General features: G+C 35.0%; 20 protein-coding genes. 3 read left to right on the top strand and 17 right to left on the bottom strand.

Annotated features, from left to right (window positions below; all coding sequences use genetic code 11):
- Positions 1–83: 83 nt before the first annotated feature.
- Together HMPREF1135_RS10575 and HMPREF1135_RS10570 are read left to right on the top strand one after the other, a co-directional pair.
- Positions 84–758 carry a response regulator transcription factor gene (locus tag HMPREF1135_RS10575; protein WP_007595043.1) on the top strand — a complete coding sequence of 225 codons (675 nt, stop codon included), beginning with the start codon at positions 84–86 and terminating at the stop codon, positions 756–758.
- Positions 758–2023 (top strand): sensor histidine kinase, encoded by a 1266-nt coding sequence (locus HMPREF1135_RS10570; RefSeq protein WP_007595041.1) that lies wholly within the window; start codon positions 758–760, stop codon positions 2021–2023. The genes HMPREF1135_RS10575 and HMPREF1135_RS10570 overlap by 1 nt, the downstream gene beginning before the upstream one ends.
- Positions 2024–2080: 57 nt before the next feature.
- Here HMPREF1135_RS10570 and HMPREF1135_RS10565 read toward each other — a convergent pair whose 3' ends face one another.
- The 5 genes from HMPREF1135_RS10565 to HMPREF1135_RS10545 form a co-directional block, all read right to left on the bottom strand.
- A complete protein-coding gene (locus tag HMPREF1135_RS10565; protein WP_007595038.1) occupies positions 2081–2452 on the bottom strand; it encodes a hypothetical protein in 372 nt (123 codons plus the stop codon).
- The gene (locus HMPREF1135_RS10560; RefSeq protein WP_007595036.1) at positions 2452–3501 is read right to left on the bottom strand and encodes a phosphodiester glycosidase family protein; all 1050 of its coding nucleotides are present in this window, start codon (positions 3499–3501) and stop codon (positions 2452–2454) included. The genes HMPREF1135_RS10565 and HMPREF1135_RS10560 overlap by 1 nt, the downstream gene beginning before the upstream one ends.
- A gap of 24 nt (positions 3502–3525) precedes the next feature.
- Positions 3526–4596 (bottom strand): bifunctional glycosyltransferase family 2/GtrA family protein, encoded by a 1071-nt coding sequence (locus HMPREF1135_RS10555; protein ID WP_007595034.1) that lies wholly within the window; start codon positions 4594–4596, stop codon positions 3526–3528.
- Positions 4596–6548, bottom strand: a complete 1953-nt coding sequence (locus tag HMPREF1135_RS10550; protein WP_007595032.1) for a carbohydrate-binding domain-containing protein — start codon at positions 6546–6548, stop codon at positions 4596–4598. Before HMPREF1135_RS10550 ends, HMPREF1135_RS10555 begins: the two co-directional genes overlap by 1 nt.
- A 186-nt stretch (positions 6549–6734) precedes the next feature.
- Positions 6735–7256 (bottom strand): cysteine hydrolase family protein, encoded by a 522-nt coding sequence (locus tag HMPREF1135_RS10545; RefSeq protein WP_007595030.1) that lies wholly within the window; start codon positions 7254–7256, stop codon positions 6735–6737.
- Positions 7257–7473: 217 nt separating this feature from the next.
- On the opposite strand from HMPREF1135_RS10545, the gene HMPREF1135_RS10540 reads away from it, so the two are divergent.
- On the top strand, positions 7474–7920 hold the full coding sequence (locus tag HMPREF1135_RS10540) for a hypothetical protein (RefSeq protein ID WP_007595028.1): 447 nt from the start codon (positions 7474–7476) through the stop codon (positions 7918–7920).
- A 46-nt stretch (positions 7921–7966) separates the two neighbouring features.
- Here the strand turns inward: HMPREF1135_RS10540 and HMPREF1135_RS10535 are convergent, their stop codons facing one another.
- The 12 genes from HMPREF1135_RS10535 to HMPREF1135_RS10480 all read right to left on the bottom strand — a co-directional run bounded on the left by HMPREF1135_RS10535 (position 7967) and on the right by HMPREF1135_RS10480 (position 21868).
- Positions 7967–11014, bottom strand: coding sequence for a toll/interleukin-1 receptor domain-containing protein (locus HMPREF1135_RS10535; protein WP_007595026.1), 3048 nt, complete (start codon positions 11012–11014; stop codon positions 7967–7969).
- A gap of 2 nt (positions 11015–11016) precedes the next feature.
- Positions 11017–12876 carry a hypothetical protein gene (locus HMPREF1135_RS10530; RefSeq protein WP_007595024.1) on the bottom strand — a complete coding sequence of 620 codons (1860 nt, stop codon included), beginning with the start codon at positions 12874–12876 and terminating at the stop codon, positions 11017–11019.
- Positions 12877–13005: 129 nt separating this feature from the next.
- Entirely contained in the window at positions 13006–14493 is a 1488-nt protein-coding gene (locus HMPREF1135_RS10525; RefSeq protein WP_007595022.1) for a UDP-glucose--hexose-1-phosphate uridylyltransferase, read from the bottom strand.
- Positions 14494–14668: 175 nt separating this feature from the next.
- Positions 14669–15226 carry a chromate transporter gene (locus tag HMPREF1135_RS10520; protein WP_007595020.1) on the bottom strand — a complete coding sequence of 186 codons (558 nt, stop codon included), beginning with the start codon at positions 15224–15226 and terminating at the stop codon, positions 14669–14671.
- A complete protein-coding gene (locus HMPREF1135_RS10515) occupies positions 15223–15783 on the bottom strand; it encodes a chromate transporter (protein WP_007595018.1) in 561 nt (186 codons plus the stop codon). Before HMPREF1135_RS10515 ends, HMPREF1135_RS10520 begins: the two co-directional genes overlap by 4 nt.
- On the bottom strand, positions 15776–16774 hold the full coding sequence (mgrA, locus tag HMPREF1135_RS10510; RefSeq protein WP_007595016.1) for an L-glyceraldehyde 3-phosphate reductase: 999 nt from the start codon (positions 16772–16774) through the stop codon (positions 15776–15778). The genes HMPREF1135_RS10515 and mgrA overlap by 8 nt, the downstream gene beginning before the upstream one ends.
- A gap of 18 nt (positions 16775–16792) precedes the next feature.
- Positions 16793–17452, bottom strand: coding sequence for a YoaK family protein (locus tag HMPREF1135_RS10505; RefSeq protein ID WP_007595014.1), 660 nt, complete (start codon positions 17450–17452; stop codon positions 16793–16795).
- A gap of 113 nt (positions 17453–17565) precedes the next feature.
- Entirely contained in the window at positions 17566–18294 is a 729-nt protein-coding gene (locus HMPREF1135_RS10500; RefSeq protein WP_007595013.1) for a hypothetical protein, read from the bottom strand.
- Positions 18295–18432: 138 nt separating this feature from the next.
- Positions 18433–19593 carry an SseB family protein gene (locus tag HMPREF1135_RS10495; RefSeq protein WP_007595012.1) on the bottom strand — a complete coding sequence of 387 codons (1161 nt, stop codon included), beginning with the start codon at positions 19591–19593 and terminating at the stop codon, positions 18433–18435.
- A gap of 2 nt (positions 19594–19595) precedes the next feature.
- Positions 19596–20231, bottom strand: coding sequence for a hypothetical protein (locus HMPREF1135_RS10490; RefSeq protein WP_007595011.1), 636 nt, complete (start codon positions 20229–20231; stop codon positions 19596–19598).
- 124 nt (positions 20232–20355) lie between these two features.
- On the bottom strand, positions 20356–21042 hold the full coding sequence (locus tag HMPREF1135_RS10485) for a hypothetical protein (protein WP_007595010.1): 687 nt from the start codon (positions 21040–21042) through the stop codon (positions 20356–20358).
- A gap of 112 nt (positions 21043–21154) precedes the next feature.
- Entirely contained in the window at positions 21155–21868 is a 714-nt protein-coding gene (locus HMPREF1135_RS10480; protein ID WP_007595009.1) for a hypothetical protein, read from the bottom strand.
- Between the last annotated feature and the right edge of the window lie 9 nt (positions 21869–21877).

Raw genomic sequence — 21877 nt, 5'->3', positions numbered from 1 at the left:
ATATAATTGAATAAAATCTGATTATATGAGAAAATAATATTCTATACTTTAAGTTGTAAAACACCACATAAAATGGAGTGTATATGAATATTTTAGTTGTTGAAGATGAGGTATTACTTGCCTCATCTCTTAAAGAAATTTTAGAAGAATATGGGCATGATGTAGTATGTGCCTATGACGGAATGGATGGTCTTGAACTTGCCAGATCTTCGCATTTTGATTTATTGGTACTGGACCTTATGCTCCCAAAATTAAACGGCTTTCAGGTAGCCAGAACTCTTCGGAAAGAAAAAAACGGGCTTCCTATTTTGATACTTACTGCAAAATCCGACATTCTTGACAGAGTGGAAGGACTGGATTCCGGTGCGGACTATTATCTTACAAAGCCTTTTGACAGAAGGGAACTTTTAGCCTGTGTAAATGCTCTGCTTCGCAGACAAGGGAAAGAGGTAAACCAGATAAGTTTTGGAAACACCACTCTTGATATAGACTCATCAGAGCTTATATCCGGTGATAATTCCATTCGCCTTTCATCAAAAGAATTTCAAATGATGAGGCTTCTCTTAAAGGAAGGAAAGAATAATATTTCTAAAAATTTTTTACTTGAAAAAGTTTGGGGATATGACAGCGATGCTACAGAAAACAATGTGGAGGTATATATCGGATTTTTAAGAAAGAAGCTTAAAACACTGTATTCAGATATATCCATAGTAGCCAGCAGAGGACTTGGATATCATTTGGAAGTAAGAGGTGAATAATGATTGAGAAATTACAAAAAAAGCTTACATTGCTTTTATCATCAGTAAGTATCTTTTTACTGTTATTTATGCTCATCTTCCCATTTCTCTTTAACAGAAACAGTATTTACAGCGGTATGAGGTCTACTCTTTCTTCCGCAATAAATACACCCATGTATCAGGATTCAGTATCAACTTCATATGCTGTTTTTCAAATTATGTTTGACTCTGAGGGAAATATAATTGATACAAATGGTGTCGATTTTTTTCTTGATAGTGATACAAAGGAAAAAATAATATCAGATGCTCTAAGCAAGATAGATGACAATACCGATAAGTTTTATTCATCTATAAAATCCGGCACTTTGCAATATATTTGTGAGGTCAATTCTCCTCCCGATCACTTAGGTGAAGAAAAGCACCATAATAACAAACCACCTACTTTGTACCGTGTCGCCGTTACAGATTTCAGTAAAGAAATAAAAAACTTGAATAATCTTTCGGTTTTGCTTGTACTGCTTTTTTTTATACTGTCTACAGTGATAATACTTTTCTCCAAATACTTTGTAAAAAAGAGTATTCGACCGGTAAGTGATGCTATTGCTTCACAGCGACAGTTTATTTCAGATGCATCACATGAGCTTAAAACACCTCTCACAGTTATCATAAATAATGTGGGAAATATTCAAAAAACTATATCAAAACATTCTTTCCAAGCGGAAAATATGGATTTACTTAAGAAGAATATTGACGGTATTGATGAGATGAGTGAAAGAATGAAGCATTTGACACAGGATTTGCTTGATCTTAGCAGACTGGAAAACTGGCAGGATAGAAAAGAGCAAATGGGAAAAATAAATTTATCAGATATAGTTACTAAAGAATGTCTGTTTTTTGAACCTTTATTTTTTGAAAATTCCAAAGAACTGAATTATGATATAGAGAATAATATTTCTGTTTTGGGAGATACAAATAAAATAAAGGATCTTATCTCAATCCTTTTAGAAAATGCCATGAAGTACTCCGTATCACATACCGCTCTTACTCTTACTAATAAAAAAAACAATATTGTTTTATCAGTGGAAAATGATGTGGAAAAAGAACTCTCAAAGGAAGATACGGTCAATATATTCAAGCGTTTCTATAGACTTGATGAATCTCACTCAGGTACCGGTTATGGACTTGGGCTTCCTATAGCAAAGGAAATCGTACTTATGCATAGAGGAGAAATAAAGGTATCAAGTAAAAATAAAAAAATATGTTTTGATATATATTTTCATATATAATTAATTGCAAAAAGTGCCACTCCGAACTTTCCGGTGTGGCACTTTTTTACTAAGCACTTAGCAGTTTTGATCTTTATTAACTCTTGCAGTTATCAATACAATAGTAGCTATAATACAAAGTAAACTTCCTATTATCAAATAAACCTGTTCAAAAGTTCCGCTTGTACCGTAGATTTCCAATACACCCTTGTATATTGAACCTACTGTAAGTGTTGCTATACCACATTTCCATGGCAGTGTAACATTATCAGTAATCTTTCTTTTTAAAATAAGATTGTTTAAAAGACTTGGAATAAAAAGTCCTATAAAAGGTATCAAGAATGCAAACATCATATAGCTTGAATATACACCATGTGAAAAGTACTCATATATCTGTCCGAATATAAATACAAATATTGAGATTCCAAAATAGATCAATGACTTCTTCATCAGTTTTCACCTCCTATATATACTATATCACTGACAGATCTTTCCTGATTTGAGTGACCGTTTGTAGTAGGATTATTTATGATCTCGCCCTTAAAAACCATTGTAGATGAACCTCCTCCGTCAAGATTATATGCATCAACTACACCCAGTTCTTTCATAAATGTTGCAAGTTCATAAAGACTTAATCCTGCACTCTCGCTTGTTCTTCCGTCTGAAACCACGAAAACATAATGATTATTTCCAAGGTAACCTATAGCTGTTCTTGGATTGCTTGCCATTGCCATTCCTACTTCATCATTTTCACCTACAGATATTTCTCCGTCATCTAAAAGTACGGGACCGAATGACAATACCTGATATGCTCCGCTTTGTAAAAGTTCTTCTGCACTTGTCTCATTCTCTGAAACAAACTCAAACTCACCGGTTTTAGTTATAACCAAGGCATCTCTGTCTCCGGAAGTATTTCTGTAAAGATTTCCGTTTCTTATAACATATCCTGCCTGTCTTGCACCATAGTAATCTCCATTGATAGCCAGAACGGCATTATTCTCTTCTGCCATATTTGAAGTTGTATCGGTAATATTTCTTCCGTAAGTATTATTTGCAAGTGCTGTCTTTAAAACGGAAACATCACTTACCGTTACATCAGCCACATATATCTCACTGTCATATGCTCTGTACTGTTTTAATGTAATACTTGTATTGCTGTCTGAATACTCTCCTATAACAGTTCCACCTTCAACAGTCTCTACATTAGTCAATGAAGTACTGCTTGTTGTACCCGTATTTTCAGCTGTAGTGCTGCCTGATGTTAAGTTATTATCTGCTGTGGATGTGTTCCCGGTTGTATTTCCGTTAAGCTTTTCTTGTATGGCAGCCTCTACGCTTTCCTTTATACTGCTGCTTGTAGTTTGTGCAACTACATTTGAAGCCATTACACTTTGCATCGGATGCGGTATTACAAATGTATCTAAAAGCGCATATGTACTGAATGAAAATAAAAGTACACCATACAATACGCCTAATCCCTTATTATTTAATTTCTTCATATAATTACCTCATTATTTAAACATCTATTTTAAAGAAGCTGCATAATCGCTTTCTCTTACAGTTTTCTTTGCAAATACCAAATGTCTTTGCACAAAATATGATACTGTAAACAAAACTGCTTCTGTTATTATCTTAGCCAAATATGCATTAATATTTAATGCTTCCACCATTCCTCGAAGAATCAATGTATTCATTAAAAATATAAATACCGCAAGCCCCAAATATGAAATATATTCTTTGGCAAGATTCTTCTCATCTTTTTTATAATTTTTAAAAACAAACTTTTTATTTACCAAAAAGTTGAAGTGCAGTGATATAATGCGGGCAATCGCATTTGAGAGTATTATGCTTCCTGATAAAAAGAAGCATACTGTGTAAAGTAAAAAATCTATAATAAAGGATAGGATAGAGCTTCCACAAAACTTAATGATTTGGCTGTATATTCTTGCTGAATCCTTTATAGTATCAAAGTGGCTTTCCTCATTGTCATTGATATATATTGTTTCAATTGTGTATTCCTTCATCCTTATACCTTTTCTTGCAAAATCAAGTAACATATTCATCTCATACTCATACCTCTCTCCCTTTATTTTGAGAAGTTCCGGTATCATACTTTTATGAAATGCTCTCATTCCGGTTTGAGTATCTTCAATATTTACTCCTGTTGAAAAATAAAATACTTTCTTTGTGATATAGTTGCCTATTCTTGATCTGAGAGGTGAATCCTTTGATTGCTCTCTTGATCCAAGTATCAAGCTGTCTTCACTTTCCATGGATTTATCAAGCAGGTATAATGCATCCTTTAGCGAATGCTGACCGTCTGCATCTAAGGTTATTACTGTAAAATCATCATCTATTTTATTTAAATAGGACAGTCCTTCCTTTAACGCAGCCCCCTTTCCCTGATTTACATAAAAGTGAATGACCTTTGCTCTGCTGTTCTTTTCAAGTTGTGAAAAGAGGGGAAGATATTCTTCCCCTGAACCGTCATTCACCACTACTACCTCTATCCCTCTTGCTTCAATGGACTGCACAAAATATATCAAATTTTCATTTGGCTTATATGCCGGTATTAGGGCAAATTTTCTTTTCATTACTTCTCCTTTCCGGATGTATCTCCTGTCTTTTGATTACTTTTTTGCTTATTCTTTTTCTTCTTAGAATCAGTTTTATTTTTACTGCTCTGATTGTTTTCATTCTGTGGCGGCTGACCCATTGGTGGCTGACCTTGATTATTTCCCTGACCTCTTCCCTGTGAGTTGCCATTTGGTCCTCCCTGCGGTGGCTGGCCCATTGGTGGTTGTCCTTGGTTGTTTCCATAACCTCTTCCCTGTGAGTTACCATTTGGTCCTCCCTGCGGCGGTTGGCCCATTGGTGGCTGACCTTGATTATTTCCCTGACCTCTTCCCTGTGAGTTGCCATTTGGTCCTCCCTGCGGCGGTTGGCCCATTGGTGGCTGACCTTGATTATTTCCCTGACCTCTTCCCTGGAAGTTGTCGTTCATCTCCGGTGGTTGGCCCATCGGCGGTTGTTCCTGGTTATTTCCCTGACCTCTTCCCTGGAAGTTGCCATTCATCTCCGGCGGCTGTCCCTGTGGTGGTTGGCCCTGATTATTTCCTCCCATTCCACCCATTGGTGGATGACCGAAGTTTCCTCCCTGTGAGTCTCCTGCAGTAACAGAACCCTCACTGTCTCCTACACTTACCTTATAAGTTTTTCCGCTTTCAATCTCAGCACTACTGTATAAAACGGCATTATAGCTCTGAGTCTGATCTGCTGATGAGAAGATTTCCTTTCCTGATTCATCACTGATCTTTATAGTAGCTCCTGTAGCCGCATTATTATCCAAATAATAGATAATGCTTGACTGACCCTGATTATTTCCGTTAAATCCCTGGAACATTCCGGAATTACCTGTTGCAAGTATGCTTCCTCCTGTAATAGTACCTGTTCCGTCATAGTCAACAGGTGCATTTCCACCATTTGAAGGTCCGTCTACAACTATATTTCCTCCTGAAACATTCAAATCTCCGTTAGAGTCTATACCGTCACCACCCGGAATTATCTTTATATCTCCTCCTGAGATATTGATAGCATAACTAAGCTGTGATCCGTCCTCAGAATCTCCTGCTGCATTGATCCCGTCATCGGTAGAATTTACAAGAATATTTCCACCTTCAATATTTACCGTCACTCCTTCCAATCCTTCATTTGAAGAATTTATATTTATCTTTCCGTCTTTAACAGTCAATGTATTATCGGCATGTAATGCGTCATCACCTACATTTATATTTAATTCACCGTTTTCAAAAGTAACATCACCCTTTGAATGAATTGCATCCTCCACTGTTGTAATATCAAAACTTCCGTTCTTTACAACAAGAGTTTTCTTTCCGTTTAAACCATGATGTGAAGCTGTAATGGAGTAGCTTCCGCTTTCAATATTTAAATTGGATTTTGAATGAATAGCATCCTCATATCCACCTTCCACTGTAAGCTTTCCACTTCCTGTAATGTTTATATCCGCTTCAGCATAAATTGCAGCATCATATGCCTTTGTCTCATTTGAACTGTTCTCATCCTGAGTGTTTGCAGCTCTGGTATCGCTTATCTTATTATCACTACCGTCAACAAGGTTGATATTTATATTTCCGCTCTTTCCGACTATCGGAGCATCTGTTGAATTTGATATTGTAAAATTATCAAGGTTTAAGTTTACATCTCCGTCTGAATCTACAACTATCTGTCCTTCATCAAGCTTTCCGCTTAATCGATATGTTCCGGCCTTGCTTATTGTAATGACCTTTCCCTCAATGCTTGCTCCGTCTCCGTTTATTGAAACTGTATTATTATCAATACTTATACTTGTTTCATTTCCCTGAGTTTTTTGAGTTTTATTACTGTTTACATTTGCACTTACAGTTGCTGCACTTGCATCCTGTGATGCATTGCATGCTCCTAAGCTAAGCATCAGTCCCATTCCCATCAATGAAAATGCAATATTTTTATTAATCTTCTTATTCTTATCTGTTGTCTCTCTTTTCATAAGCTCCTCATTTCTCTTATATTCAAATTATTTTTAAAGGAATGTTTTCCTTTCATGCCCTAAGAATACACAAGTAAACTGAAATGAAACTGAAAAAAACAGGCTAATTTGTGAAGAATATGTGAAAAAAAGCCTTACAAACAAGTTTAACTTGAATGTAAGGCTTTTTATATTTACTCAAATATTTTATTTTATCTCCACTTGACAGCTTCTCAATGTTTCCAGTGCGGCATTATGCTTTTCAACAGTAACTCCGGCACAGCAATTTGAATCAACTGAAATTTTTACTTCCGGCAGAAATGCTTTAATTAAAAGTGCATTTGATACAACACATATATCGGTGCAAAGTCCTACCAACTCTATTTCAATATCTTCCTTTTTTGATATCTCAAGCATCTTATTTGCCAGATCCACACTTCCGAAACTCGGTTTTTTAAAGATATTTTCCGGATCAATAAGCTTTGATATATCCGGATGCAACTCCCAACCATTAGTATCTTCTATACAATGCTCTACCGGAAGATTCTTACCTTCCTGACTTTGAAGATAACTGTCTTTATGAGTATCCATAGTCGCAAATACATCTTCTTTTTTGTACTCCTTGATTTTATCTGTTACACCTTTTACAATGGCCTCCGCTTCCTTTGTTCCAAGGCTCCCGTCAATAAAATCATTTTGCATATCTATAACAATCAATATCTTTCTCATATAACCTCCACTGTAATATTTTATTTAAATTCCTAACACAGCTCTTTTGTCTTTCGTATTATAACACATGTCTTTATTGACATTAAACCTAAAAATACAAACCTGTAATAACCATTGTACTATGAGTATCTTGATAAATTGTTGATAAATTGTTAAGATTTTGATATAATTGTCGTCAGTGATACTTCACAATTTTTATTTTTTGGAGGAACGAAAAGTGAGAACATTTTTGACAATACTTATTGTCATACTCGTTATATTACTTGTCGCCTTAGTTGCACTATACTTCTTCGGAAGAAAAATGGAGACAAAACAAGTAGAATCCCAGGCCGCTATGGAAGCTGCCAAACAAACTGTTTCTATGCTTATTATAGATAAAAAGAAACTGAAGATAAAAGAATCAGGTTTGCCGAAAATCGTTTATGAGCAAACCCCATGGTACCTCAAATGGTCTAAAGTGCCTATTGTAAAAGCAAAGGTAGGTCCGAAGATCATGACATTGATGGCAGATGAAAAGGTATTCGCATCTATACCGCTAAAGACAGAAGTAAAAGCGGTAGTAAGCGGTATTTATATCTCAGATATAAAGAGTGTAAAGGGCGGTAAAATCGTAAAAGCCGAGCCTAAGAAAAAAGGCTTTTTTGCAAAACTTTTCAAAAAATAATAAAATGCAGATGTCCCCGCTAATCCTAAGATTAGGGGGACATTTTTTATTTGGTAGTCAAACCGATTTGTATCTTTTCATCCTCAGTAAGTATTCTTCCCGAAAGAATACTGTCTATCTCATTAGCTACCTCTTCTTCATTAAGTATCTTGTACACTGTTGACTCGATATATTGATTGTTTTTTCCGGCATTGAAATCATAATCAGCATAATAATTTTGATCTACAGCTATCATCTTACCGTCAGAAGAAATATGTCCGTTTACAGCATATTCTTTCAATGTGGAGTTAAGAGCCATCTTGAGTCTTCCTGTTGAAAAATCCACTACATAGCATTTTCTTTCAGTATCATTATTTCTGATCATAAGCAATATATCGGCATTTGCATTATACAGATTGACATCTTTAAGACTCAGAGGTGTTTGACTGCAGGCCTCATCCATTTCCCATGATTTCAGTCCTGTTTTACTGCTCCAGGTAAATGCCGTATTATTTTGTATTCCCTTTGCTCTTATTTCACCTGCACCGTTTTCTACGTATAATACTTCTCCCGGTATATCTTCTATATGTTCACCGGTCTCAAGATTATATATCGAAGAAATTCCCGAATATTTATTTATAACAAATATCTTTGAATCCTCCGACAATTTTATATTTCCTGAGCTTTCCTTTATATCGTTGTAATTTTTTACTTTCTCAAAAGAGTCTGTACTATATACATTCAGACCTTCTACAGCGTCAAGTACAAATATCTGCTTTGAATCATTGCTAAATGACAGTATTGAATCCATTGCATTTATATATATATTGTTGATTGTATCATTTTCAATATCATAAATACTTAATGTAGGCTTTTTATCCGGCGTATCCTTATCTATTCCCAAAACAGTGTAATATCTTCCGTCATTTGATATCTTTTGATCTTTGAAAGTTGCTGCTATTCCATATGTAATATTATTGTTAAAAGGTATTTTCTTGCTCGTTTTACCGTCATCTTCCGATATAAATACATCATTCCCGTCAAACAAAAGCATTTTTGAAGAATCATTTGAATTTGACACTATTCTTGCATATATGGAATCCGAAGATATTCTTGACTTTAAATCTATTATCTTTATTGTCTGACTGTCATGAGAACTTGCCAATACTTTGCTTCCGTCTTTTAAAAATATATATTCTATCGGCAATATTCCGCCATAATTTAAATTACTGTCAGTTATAGCTCCATCCTTCCATACAGAATAATTTCCGTTTTCCGAAAATCCGACTACAGTATTTGTATTGCTGTTGTAAGTATAATACTTTAAGTCCTGAATATATATTTTATTAATTGTCTCTCCGGTTTTTCCATCCAGAATATATACAGTATTATTTGATTTTATCGCTATTTTATCGCCATTCTCACTTTCATATATTACCTTGGGATCATTAAAGTTAATAGATATCTCCTGATGAAATAATTCCCTGTTATCATATTTGACTTTTATTAAATCATTCTGTGTATTTAATAAAATACTTTCTCCGTCAGCTGAATAGGCTGCCGTTTTGTACTGTTTATTTTTTATTACTCCGGGTTCCACCGTATTAACTGTAAGACTTGGAATAACTTCTATTATACTTCCGTCTGTGAGACTTCTTCTTGTTATCTGATCGTCACTGTCCGGATTTGTAATTATAATTGCCTCACTTGCATCACTCTTTATATCGGCATTTTTTATAAGAGAGTCAATTACAAATCCTCCTGTCTGCTTCCAGTCAGCGGTGTCATATAAATAGAAATTGGTAGAGGTATTATTATTAAATGTAATAAGTGTCAGTTTTGAATCATCTTCTGAAAATCTGACAAGCATAGGTACACCCTCGGTTTCTATCTTTGCCCTTTCTTCACCTGTTTCAACATCATATATAATACATGTATTATCAAATGAAAATGATGCCAGATATCGATTGTCATTAGAAAATCTCACCACCTTCACCTGCTGAGTATGTCCCGGCAAGATTTTTAATACTTCTCCGTTATCTACACTTGCAATTGCCGTATAATTGTTATCAAATCCGTAAGCTACATATTTTTCATCCTTACTTACATCCATATATGTAAAGATATTTTTAGTAGATATGGAAGTCAATGTTGAAGCTCCGCTGTGATATATCATACTGTTGAATATCGTATCCTCTTCAGCCTTCAAAGTATCATAATATTTCATATCAGGTTTTATAGACTTCATGGCTTCCTTTGCCACTAAAACAGCCTTGATAAAATCTCCCTCTTTTGTAAAGTCCTTAGACCTTTTCATAAGTATGCTTGCATTTGACTGTACCGCCTCCTGCCTGGCAAGTTCCGCCTTTTGATAAGCATTTGCCATAAACAGACCGAATATCAAAAATACCACTCCCGATAAGGTGGAAACAGTCAAAATTCTCTTGTTTTTTCTCTCCTTATCTCTTTGCTTTAAATCCCCGAAGCTGCAGCCAAGAACAGTGGCCATTATCCTGTATTTTTCAGTTTTTAATATGTCTAAAGATTTCTTTGTAAGCTCTTTTAACTTTGACTTATCACTCTGTTGCAGTTTTTCATACCCTGAAAAATCCGTTTTAAATATATCATCAGGTCTTATATCTGCAGCCAGTATCTCATGTCCGTCATCTTTTTTCATTTCTTTAAGAGGTAAAGGAAATGCTTCATCAGGTTCACCCTCTATAAGTACAGGTATTATCCTCTCCTCACCGTGCAAACTCTTAAATATCTCTATCTCTCTTTGACACCACTCTGAAAGCGGCGTTCTCTTTGAACATATAACAATTAAGTATCTGCTTGTTGCAAGCGCTTCTTCTATTGAAGCACTTAAATCTCTTGCAGCAAGCTCCTCTCTGTCACGAAACACTCTGAATGTAGGCCTTTTACCGTTTTGATAAAATTCCTTAGGTGCTTTAAATGTCTCTATTAATTGGTGAACCTGTTTAGCTATACTTTGATCAGGCTCCACATGTCTATAGCTTATAAAGGCGTCATACTTATAACTTTTCTCTTTATATTCATTTGCCGCCTTTTGCATTTCATCTACATTTTGCCTGTGATTTTGTTCTTTTTCCATTCTCAATCCTCTCTCTGAAATAAAGTAAATACCGATAATAAATCATATTCCGGATGGCAGGTGTCAAACTTTTCACCTATTATTATTTTCCAATCATCTATCAAACATGGATGTGTCTTTAGGTTCTCATCCTTCTTTTCACCATACTTAAAGTTCATAGCATAATAGCTGTTACACCATCTCTTATGTTCAAGTCTTGATAAGAAATCAAGTACGGGAGCATTTTTTAGATATTCACAAAACTTTTTCTTGAACTCTTCATTATCAACTTTTCTGATTTCCTGCAGTGCACTGAATTCTTCAAACTTTAAATTCAGATAAGCTTTTATCTCATCCTCAGATTTATCCGAAAATATCTTTCTTACTATCTCTTCCTTTACCCTGTCATGTGCGGCAGATAATCTTGACGATGTCTTCTTCACATATGAGAGCTCATTCCATTTCTGTCCGTCTCCCATACCTGCTGCCGCTGAAGATATGTTATAGCTGTCATTAAACTGCTTTGCTCTCTTATCAAGTGCCGCCCTTATCATAACATCTTCTGTCATAATCTGCGAAACATCTCCGAAAATTTTTATATTATCATTATTTTTAGGTAATACATAACTTAAATCTATATTTGATACATTTCTTATTATCTTCGGAACACCTTCAAAATACCGGTTTAAAAGCTTCAAGTTTTTAAGACTCTTAACGATATCTTCGTTCATCAAAAAAACAAGAGACAGATCCGTTTCGTTTTTTATACTTTTAAGATAATCATACATCATATTTCTTTCAGAGCTGAGACTCATTATCTGTATATCCAAAGAATTATTTAAGCCCTCATTGTCCACCAGGAGCTCTTTCATCTTCCTGTCCGCATCCCTGTCTATGATGCTTACCCTTGTATTTTCCTTTAACGACATGGTCATATCGTTTGAAATAAACTTTAATAATGTAGAAGTCAGCTCATTTATACCTATTATTAAAATATGCATCCTTTTGATATTTTCATCAATCAGCTCAGGAGTCACTGCATCACCTATACCGGAGAGGGCCTCTACATTACTTGATATACTTTTGCTTACACATTTATCCGATATAAGCATTCTTACAGTCAGATCTCTCTCATCAAAATGTACTGTATCTATATTTTTTAGACTCTCTTCTTTTTTTCTTTCCTGAGCTATCATATCCTCTATATATGAGGACACTGTTTTTGACTCACATTTTACATAGCATGTAATATGTCTTTGAGGTTTTATTCTCTTTATAACATTTGTGTACAGAGCATAATTTTCAAGATCCGCATCGGCACAAAAAAACATATACTTTGCCTTATTTATATTGAGTGCGGCAAATAGCTCTCTTATCTCATTTCTGTCACTGTTTTCAAAATCCGTCTGATAAACGGCAATGCCCTTTTTCTCATACTTGTTTTTCATATTGTCATCTATGAAATTCTTTGAAATAAGTGATATCTTATATGAACTTTTTTCATCTATAAGATTATTTATCAATGTTTCACCCATAAGAGAGTTCTCAAATACCAAAATATGATTTCTGCTTATCTTATTTACAACTATGTTTTTCATATGTAAAAGAGTATTTGAAATTTTGGTAAATACAAAAGTGGACGTAAGTATCGGTGCAGTCCATTTTGCAATCTCATAGAAAATATTTGTTTTATCACTTGGTGAAATCGGAGGTGCAAATAAAAACAGTTTTATAATGCCGTATAATACGGCAGAGATCAGTTGGAAAGGATCGTCTATCTTTGAACTGTAATATTCATACATCCCTTGAAATCCGAAAAGAATTGTCATAACAAGTATGACAAGATATATTTTCTTTTTGTAATAGGTTTTATTTTCTCTCATACTACCACCTTTTTTAGTTGTTAAACCTTATAAAAATGTAAGGCATCGCACTAATTATATCTTATCAGTGCAATGCCTTACAACTATAGTTTATAACAACAAACTTAATGATTTATAAAGTATTCCGGATTATAAAGTTTTTACAAATCTGTCAAATGCTTCCTGACCTTCACTCGTTCTCTTATAAACACCCGCACATTCCAAAACCTTTACAAAAACTTTGCTGATTTCATCCTGTACAATACCGTGAATATTTTCGGAATTGATATTGTATTTATCAATCCATCCGTCTACCCAGTCCGCATGCTTTTCCAATTCTTCACTGCTTCTTAAATCCTTTTTTGAAAGAATATACTCCTCAAGTAGTGCCATTTCTTTTTTAAGTCTTGCAGGAAGTACCGCAAGTCCCATTACTTCAATAAGACCTATATTCTCCTTCTTGATATGATGAAGATCCGCACTTGGGTGATACACCCCCCATGGGCTTTCATCAGTTGTGATATTATTTCTAAGTACAAGATCTATCTCATACAAATCTCCATTCATTCTTGCAATCGGTGTAATTGTATTATGAGGAGTTCCGTCAGTTTCTGCAAATACAAATGCATCCTTATCGGTATAAGCCCTCCAGCTTGATAAAATATGATCGGAAGCCTCCACAATCCTGTCTATATCCTTACCTTGAAGTCGGATAACCGACATAGGCCATTTTACAATACCTGCTCTAATATCCTCATATCCGGGAATCACAAAATTTCTGTCATACCCCGCCTTTGCCATAGCAAACACATAGCCGCCGCCCTGGAAATGATCATGGCTTAAAATAGAGCCTCCCACTATAGGAAGATCCGCATTTGATCCTGCAGTATAATGCGGAAACAGCTTTACAAACTCTAAAAGCTTTTTAAATACCGCCTTATCTATCTTCATAGGTTTGTGCTGTTTATTAAATATTATGCAATGCTCATTGTAATACACATATGGTGAGTACTGTAAAAAATAATCCTCTCCGTCAAGAGAGATAGGAATTAATATAAGATTCTGTCTTGCCGGATGCGAGAAATGTCCTGCATATCCCTCATTTTCCATACAAAGCAAACAGCTTGGATATCCTGATTTCTTTGCCTGTCCTGCTTTGGCTATATCTCTCGGATCCTTTTCAGGCTTTGAAAGATTAATAGTAATATCTATAGGTCCGTACTCCGTTTCGGTAACCCACTTTTCATCCTTTGCAATTCTGTCTGTACGTATATAATTCGTTCTCTTGCTGAATTTATAATAATAATCAGTAGCCAGTTTACTGCTTATATGATATATCTCTTTAAACATTCTTCTTACGGTTGAAGGCATAGGAGTAAGCTGTCCCATAATTTTTGTATCAAAAAGATCTGTCATTGTTACGGTATCATCCTCAATAATACCCTTTTCATAGGCAAACTTACACATATCGGAGAGTATATCCACAAGCGCTCTTTCCTCAGTCACCTCTTCTTCTTCAAACTCTATCTGACCGAAAAGATCCAGCAATCGGTTTGTAACATATACTCTGTCATCTTCATCCACAAGATACTCTCGCATACCGTAAGCCATAAGTTCATTGATAAGCCTGTTAATCATTTTTTTGCTCCCTAAACCAATTCTTTGTTTTTTCACATATAACACTCTGCAAGTTAATTATCAATCAAGAAATCCACAATTGCAATAGATAAAAATTTCAATACTAACGAAAATTTATTCTTTTTAAAATAAAAGAGCTGTTGACAAACATTTATGTTTGCAGCAGCCCCTATCTTTATTGAAATATTATATTGTAGAACAGATTCAATACTCCCGAGAGAAGCATTACCGATATAGGATTCTTATTATACTTTACCAAAAGTACTAAAGATATACCGAATATAAAAACCATATGTAGCCTGATATCATCTATTTTTAATCCGTTAAATCCGAATGCTGACTGTAATATCTTTATTCCCGATATTGCAATCAAAACTACCACAGCCGGTCTTAATACGGAAAGTATTGTTTGCAGTATTGTGAGCTTTTTATATTTCATATACATCCATGAAAGAAAAATAAGTAGTACGCTTGACGGAAGTATACAACCGAAAGTGGCAACTATTGCACCCGGTATACCGCCTATTCTGATACCTACAAAGGTAGCCGAATTCACTGCAATAGGACCCGGTGTCATCTGAGATATGGTAATGAGATCTGTAAACTCCTCAGGTGTAAGCCAATGGTATGCATCTACCACTTCACTTTGAATGATAGGCATTGCCGCATAACCTCCACCAAAACTGAAGGCGCCTATTTTTAAAAAACTTATAAACAATTTTAGGTAAATCATTTACTTTTCTCCACATTTTTTGATATAAAGGTCTTTATAATTCCAACCAAAATGCAAATTAATATAATATATATCACATTAACTTTAAAATAAAAATTCAAAACAAAGGCAGCCAACATTATAAGGATATTAAAAAAGCCTTTCTTTACTACACCTACCCCCATCTGAAAACTTACAGAAGCAATTACCGCACCCACTCCCGATTGCATACCTTCAAGCATAAAAGCAATATATCTGTTTTCTCTAAACAAAATATAAAACATTGATATAATAGAAATTATTAAAAAAGGAGGAATGACAGTGGCGACTATTGCCACAATAACTCCTAAAATTCCTGCAATCTTATATCCGACCACTATGGCTCCGTTTACTGCAATTGCTCCCGGTGCCGACTGTGCAATAGCTACCAAATCAAGCATCTCATCATTTTCTATCCAATGATACTCATCCACAAACTTTTTCTTCATCAAAGTAACTATGACATAGCCGCCACCAAAGGTGAATGCACTCAAATAAAGCGTTGAAATAAAAAGCTTAATAAGAATTTTCCTATTCATATGCTTTTACGATTTCATCAATCTTTTTTAATTCTTCTTCACTGAATGAAGTATTTTCTATAGCTGCAATATTATCAAGTACCTGTGAAGGTTTGGATGCACCTATAAGTACCGATGTCATAACATCATCCTTAAGTACCCATGAAAGTGCCATCTGTGCAAGACTTTGATTTCTCTCTTTTGCGATATCATTTAATTTTCTTATAGCTTCCAGTTTCTTCTCCGTAAGATTATTCTCATTTAAAAATCTTCCGTCGTTTGCTACTCTGCTGTCACTTGGTATACCGTTAAGATATCTGTCACTCAAAAGTCCCTGTGCCAAAGGACTGAAAGATATAATACCCTTCTTTAATTTGCCTGCCATATCCTTTAAACCGTTATTTTCAACAGTTCTGTCAAAGATTGAATATCTGTTTTGATTTATTATAAAAGGAACTTTAAGCTCATCCAAAATCTTTGCAGCCTGCTCCAAAGTCTCTCCGTCATAGTTTGAAATTCCTACATATAATGCCTTACCGCTGTTTACTATCTGCGCCAAAGCACCACAGGTCTCCTCAAGCGGTGTATTCTTATCCATTCTGTGGTGATAGAATATATCCACATATTCAAGTCCCATTCTCTTTAAACTCTGATCAATACTTGCTATCAGATACTTTCTGCTGCCGAAATCTCCGTAAGGACCGTCCCACATTGTATATCCGGCCTTTGTACTGATTATCATCTCGTCTCTGTACTTTCCAAAATCCTCTTTTAATATAATTCCGAAATTCTTTTCGGCACTTCCGGGTGCCGGACCATAGTTGTTTGCAAGATCAAAATGAGTGATACCGTTGTCAAAAGCTGTAAACAAAATATCCTTCATACTTTCAAGATTGGAATGGTCTCCAAAATTATGCCAGAGTCCAAGAGATACCAACGGCAATTTTAATCCGCTGTTCCCACAATAAGCATATTTCATTTTCTCATATCTGTCTTCCTTTGCAAAATACATAAAAACCCCTTTCAAATATCAATTTTCAAATTCCTTGAACATCATTAAAAAAATCATTGTAAGCATTCCTGCCGCAATCAAAATAGCCTTTTCATTAAAAAGCCCTACTGCAAAATATCCTAAAGCGGTACCGGCTATAAATATCAATATACATATATAATAATATAAACCCTTCTCTAAAGACAATTTGTCACCGGTACTGATTCCACGATAAAGATTCTGCGTTCCGCTCTTTAAATTTCCGGTACACATTGTAGTTGCTATTACAACATCTCTTATTTTAGGGAATGTGGCAAACTGCACTCCCGATACCAAAGATATTATGGAATTGGCAATTTGGTTCATATCCTGCGGCAAAAATGCCACAACTATAAATGCTGCTATTTCAAGCAGTAAAGGAATCTGCCTCCAATGTATCATATCAATTTTTTCTTTTCTACGCTTTATTATTTCAGATATAGCCACTCCTATGGCAAAGGATGTTATAGGTATAATATAATTTACCGATTCTAAAAACTTTCCTTCACATATCTTTAATGTCATCAGTATAATATTACCTGTCTCGGCATTGGCAAAAACCTTTCCACGGTTTATATATGAATAAGCATCCATAAATCCTCCGGAAAGTGCCAAGAACAACCCGACCGTTATGGACTCTGAAGTCTGCCATCTTTTCATTTTATCCCTCTTAATCTAAAAGAATACCTTTTTATTTTAAACCATTACATCGATAAATTAAAGCAATAAAAAAAGTATAGCCTATATTTTTATATAAACTATACTCTTAAAATTTACTTCAATGATGTAAATGCATCCAAAGCCTTTTGTGCTTTTTCTTCAGAAGTACTGCTCGCTGTAATAATTGCCATGAAGTTTCCGGACTTTATATAGATCTGCTTTCTGTACACGGTATAATCACCGCTTGTATCCGTAGCACTCATTGCTATGGTTTCTCTACCGTTAAACATTGCCTTGGCACTCTCCACACTGACATTTACCATACCTGAAGCTTTGTACTGCTCCTGGAGTTTGGCTACAACATTTTCCAATTCGGTTTCAGTCTCAAAAGGTGTACCCATCTTTTCTATGACAACATTTACATTGCTGACCCCTGTACCGTTCTCACTGGTAGCGTATAAATCCATATATATACTTTCATCCGCTTCTTCCTGTGTCATACCGGCTTGCTTTATAAAAATATCTCTCATCTGAGCGATATTATCTCTGCTTTCCATCTTGTAATTATTTGCAGGCGCATCAAACCTGATATTAAAAACTTCATTTGTATATACTGAATCTTCTTTTCTGCCTCTGTAATATTGTATATCATCTTCGGCATGTGTCTCTTCCTGTATAACTTCGGCCTGTGTTGTGGTTTCCTCTGTAGTAGGTACTTCGGTAGTAGTATTGGCTACAGTTGTTTCCGCCTGAGAGGCAGTTGTCTCGGCATTAGTTTTGCCGCTACATGCAGTCATCACAACCGATAAAAACAATATAGGTATAAAAATATTTTTCTTCATTGTCATCACTCCGTGTAATAAATAATTCCCGAGTATTCTAGAATCCATCTGTGACTAAATTCTGATAAGATATTACAACAATGTGATTAAAATGTAAATATTTTTTTAAACTCTCTTCTGTAATCATTAATAATTAGCCTAATTCTTTTTATATAAAGGCTCTTGTTTCATCATATTACTTGCAAAATCTGCCTGTTTTAAAGTGGCAAAATCCAGATATACCACTTCTCTAAGCAAATCTCTGCAGCTCTCATAAACACTCTTATAGTATTTTCTTACATCTTCATCATCTATATCCATTATTATAAGATATGATTTTGTACCTGTCTCATCCACCCTAAGCATCATGTCTATTAATTTTATCTCTCTATGAGCATTTCCAAAGGCAATTAATCTCTTTTTTATAGCTGATACTTCTTCATTATCTGAGGGATACACCAAAAGATTTTCCTCACCGGCTTTTGTAACCTTTTTTTCTATAACTGCCTCTCCAAATTGGCTTTGATACCCCGGTGAATTAACTATACGGTTGATACTTTCCTGATTCATATAAAAAGACGTAGGACCGTAAGGATTAATAATAAATCCACCGTCATTCTTTAAACATCCTAAAATATCGGGGAATCTTACAATGATTGTTTCCCGTTTCCAGTTTGCAGGTCCTTTATCCGCCCAATTTTTCAAAGCAGCCCAGTCTGTAAATACCAGAAGTGCAGTTACTCCACCTTCAAGATTTATACCGTAAATATTTATTTTTGTACCTTTTTTTAAAACAGTCTCTCCGCTGCCCTTAAAATCTCCCGACATATGTATGGGCAACAGATAATGTGCACTTACCATCTCACGGAAAAATAGATTTACAAAATCTTCATCCTTATAGTAATTATCATATTCATATAAAAGCCCAAGTATATATGGATTTTCCACCGCCTTATTCACATCGGATTCTATCTGAAATTCTATATTTGTAAGTAAAGCGTATTTAAAATCATCCGACTCGTCTATATGTTCAAACCATATATTTGCATACGAATCTTTTATTACTTCCAAATCATTTCCTGCACCGTCTGTAATCTTTGCAATTTTAAGATGAGATACTTTACCGCTTTTAAAAAGTACGGTTACTTCCTCTTTACTTACCGTACCTTGCACATATCCTTCAAGTACTATACTTCCCGTATCTTTACAGCTCTTTACCAACATGGTAAATCTGTTTTTAACTGTTTCAACCGATTTATTTTCTTTATTATCAATACTTTTTTTAGATGAAAAAGCATCTTTTATCTTATCCCAAAACATAGTTACTGCGCTTTTGTAAAGGCGTTCAAACAGTCTTTAACAACCTTTTCGTCTTTAGCATTTATAACTATAACTGATACATCCTTTCCCGACTCTAAAAACACCTGTGTATGATACTGTGTAACACCGTTTGCGGTTAACTTTGCATTTATACAAGGAGCATCCTGACCCAAAAATTTTATAGTTGTACTTTCCGCCTTAATATCTCCCGCACCCTCACTATCCTTATTGATTTTCGCTATATTTCCGTCTATATATGCCTTTAAATCCGAGGTTATATTTACAAGTCCGAATAATACAGAGCTGCTGTTTGCAGTGTCATGTGCATACATTTTTAATGTATCATCATGTGTCTTTTTTTGCATATCACTAAGATCCTCGGTACTTACCATCTCCATATTTACAGACTTAGCATCAAACTTTATATTAAACACTTTATTGGTATATATACTGCCGTCATATGTACCGTTCATATCTTCATTGTTTGCGCGCTCAGCAGTGCTTTCTACAGTACTTGCAACAGAACTCTCTGTCTTACTTTCAGCTTTGTTATCGGCCTTGTTACCTCCACAAGCAGTTATGGAAAGAGCAGACAAAACTACAATACCCGCCATTATAAGTTTAATATTCTTCTTCATTTTTCCTCCATAGTACAAAATATACTTTTTATTTGAGTATATCACTTATTAAAATAAAAATAAATTGTTCAACCAAAAAAGCACACCTTTTTTATCAAGGTATGCCTTTTATTATAAATAATGTTTACTCCGCCTTTGTAAACATATCAAGTCCTTTAGAGCTTTCTTCAGCATTTGTTGTTATTGTCGCAATTGTATATATTCTTCCTCCAACCTCAACAAAAGCCTGAGTTGTATACTGAGTTACTCCACCCATAGTTAAATCTGCAACTATAGCAGGTACATCCTTGTCCATTAATTTTGTTGTAGTGCTTTCAATCTTTAAAGCATCCTTTCCTAAGGATTCATTATTTTTCTTTGTTGTCTCAATATACTCATCCATATAGGTCTTTAAATCTGTACCTTCATCCAATATGCCTATCATAGCTATTTTAGTATAATTATTGTTGTAAGCATAAAGTTCCAATTTTCCTTCAGACTGGATTCCCATAGCTTCAAGCTCAGCTTGATCTGCTATTCTCATATCATTGGCTGTGGCATCAAACTTCAAATTCAAAGCCTTATTTGTATAAACATTATCTGCAGTAACTCCTGCAAAATCCTCTGCAGGGATATCGGCTTCACTTGAAGCTTCTGCGCTGCTTTCTTCTTTCTTTTCTTCAGTAGCTGCTTCTGCGCTTGTTTCTTTACTTTGTGCTTCAGAAACACTTTCACTTCCCACTGTTGCTTCAGCCTTTTTGTTACCTCCACATGCGGTTACAGCCAATACCGATGCTATAGCCAATACCGCCAATTTAAAACTTCTTCTCATAATGTCCTCCGTTTTATATAACTTTTTTCGTACTGATTATACAAGACAGAACATATAAAAGCTTTAGGATTTGTATTAATTTTTATTTAAGATAATTTAGGTTTAATATGATTTATTCGTATTTCTGAAATAAATCAAGTCCGGCCTGTGCCTCTTTTTCATCCTTTCCACTTGATACTATAATCATCATGTAATCATCCTTTACTACAAAGAGATATTTCTGACACTGTTTTGCAACTGTTGTATCCACATAAATATCCAAACATGATAATTCCTTACCGAGAAAATATGCATCCGATTTCTTTACCTCTGAACTTTTTAGCTGATCTTTAGGGACTTTACTAAGTTGACTTTCCATTATCTCTTTTTGTGCATCCAAATATTCGTCCATAGGCATTAACACATTATTTTTTGCCAACGAAACACTGATTCTCTTTGTAGTATCGGTATTGTCGACTGCAAACATATCTATAAATGATTTGCCGTCTTCAATATGCTTCTTTACGGCAGCTACATCCGATCTTTCTATGCCGTCATTTCCCATATTTTTAAGTCCTTCATCGCTTACAAAATCAAGACCTGTTTTGCTTATATCAAACTTTATATCAAGCATCTTATTTGAATAAACTTTATCACTTATGCTTCCAAGCACAAGAGTACCCTCAGAGTCGTTAACCTCAGTCGTATCCTCAACGGATTCTTTATTTGTATCGGATTTAAATGACTCTTCGGTTTCACTTGTTTTTCTACCTGCTTTTATACCGCATCCTGAAAAACAAAGTGATAAAGCAGCAGCCAGTATTCCCAATTTAAAAATTCTCTTCATAGTCTCCTC

The sequence above is a fragment of the Lachnoanaerobaculum sp. OBRC5-5 genome, from assembly GCF_000296385.1.
In the GTDB taxonomy this organism is placed as follows: Bacteria; Bacillota; Clostridia; order Lachnospirales; family Lachnospiraceae; genus Lachnoanaerobaculum.
This window is presented reverse-complemented; position numbering and strand designations above follow the sequence as displayed.

Coding starts and splice junctions, on each gene's coding strand:
- mgrA (WP_007595016.1), bottom strand. CDS start 16,774: ATGTATTTTGCAAAGGAAGACAGATATGAGAAAATGAAATATGCTTAT.
- HMPREF1135_RS10530 (WP_007595024.1), bottom strand. CDS start 12,876: ATGAGAGAAAATAAAACCTATTACAAAAAGAAAATATATCTTGTCATA.
- HMPREF1135_RS10555 (WP_007595034.1), bottom strand. CDS start 4,596: ATGAAAAGAAAATTTGCCCTAATACCGGCATATAAGCCAAATGAAAAT.
- HMPREF1135_RS10520 (WP_007595020.1), bottom strand. CDS start 15,226: ATGATTTACCTAAAATTGTTTATAAGTTTTTTAAAAATAGGCGCCTTC.
- HMPREF1135_RS10515 (WP_007595018.1), bottom strand. CDS start 15,783: ATGAATAGGAAAATTCTTATTAAGCTTTTTATTTCAACGCTTTATTTG.
- HMPREF1135_RS10485 (WP_007595010.1), bottom strand. CDS start 21,042: ATGAGAAGAAGTTTTAAATTGGCGGTATTGGCTATAGCATCGGTATTG.
- HMPREF1135_RS10505 (WP_007595014.1), bottom strand. CDS start 17,452: ATGAAAAGATGGCAGACTTCAGAGTCCATAACGGTCGGGTTGTTCTTG.
- HMPREF1135_RS10490 (WP_007595011.1), bottom strand. CDS start 20,231: ATGAAGAAGAATATTAAACTTATAATGGCGGGTATTGTAGTTTTGTCT.
- HMPREF1135_RS10525 (WP_007595022.1), bottom strand. CDS start 14,493: ATGATTAACAGGCTTATCAATGAACTTATGGCTTACGGTATGCGAGAG.
- HMPREF1135_RS10535 (WP_007595026.1), bottom strand. CDS start 11,014: ATGGAAAAAGAACAAAATCACAGGCAAAATGTAGATGAAATGCAAAAG.
- HMPREF1135_RS10575 (WP_007595043.1), top strand. CDS start 84: ATGAATATTTTAGTTGTTGAAGATGAGGTATTACTTGCCTCATCTCTT.
- HMPREF1135_RS10500 (WP_007595013.1), bottom strand. CDS start 18,294: ATGAAGAAAAATATTTTTATACCTATATTGTTTTTATCGGTTGTGATG.
- HMPREF1135_RS10565 (WP_007595038.1), bottom strand. CDS start 2,452: ATGAAGAAGTCATTGATCTATTTTGGAATCTCAATATTTGTATTTATA.
- HMPREF1135_RS10550 (WP_007595032.1), bottom strand. CDS start 6,548: ATGAAAAGAGAGACAACAGATAAGAATAAGAAGATTAATAAAAATATT.
- HMPREF1135_RS10570 (WP_007595041.1), top strand. CDS start 758: ATGATTGAGAAATTACAAAAAAAGCTTACATTGCTTTTATCATCAGTA.
- HMPREF1135_RS10545 (WP_007595030.1), bottom strand. CDS start 7,256: ATGAGAAAGATATTGATTGTTATAGATATGCAAAATGATTTTATTGAC.
- HMPREF1135_RS10495 (WP_007595012.1), bottom strand. CDS start 19,593: ATGTTTTGGGATAAGATAAAAGATGCTTTTTCATCTAAAAAAAGTATT.
- HMPREF1135_RS10560 (WP_007595036.1), bottom strand. CDS start 3,501: ATGAAGAAATTAAATAATAAGGGATTAGGCGTATTGTATGGTGTACTT.
- HMPREF1135_RS10480 (WP_007595009.1), bottom strand. CDS start 21,868: ATGAAGAGAATTTTTAAATTGGGAATACTGGCTGCTGCTTTATCACTT.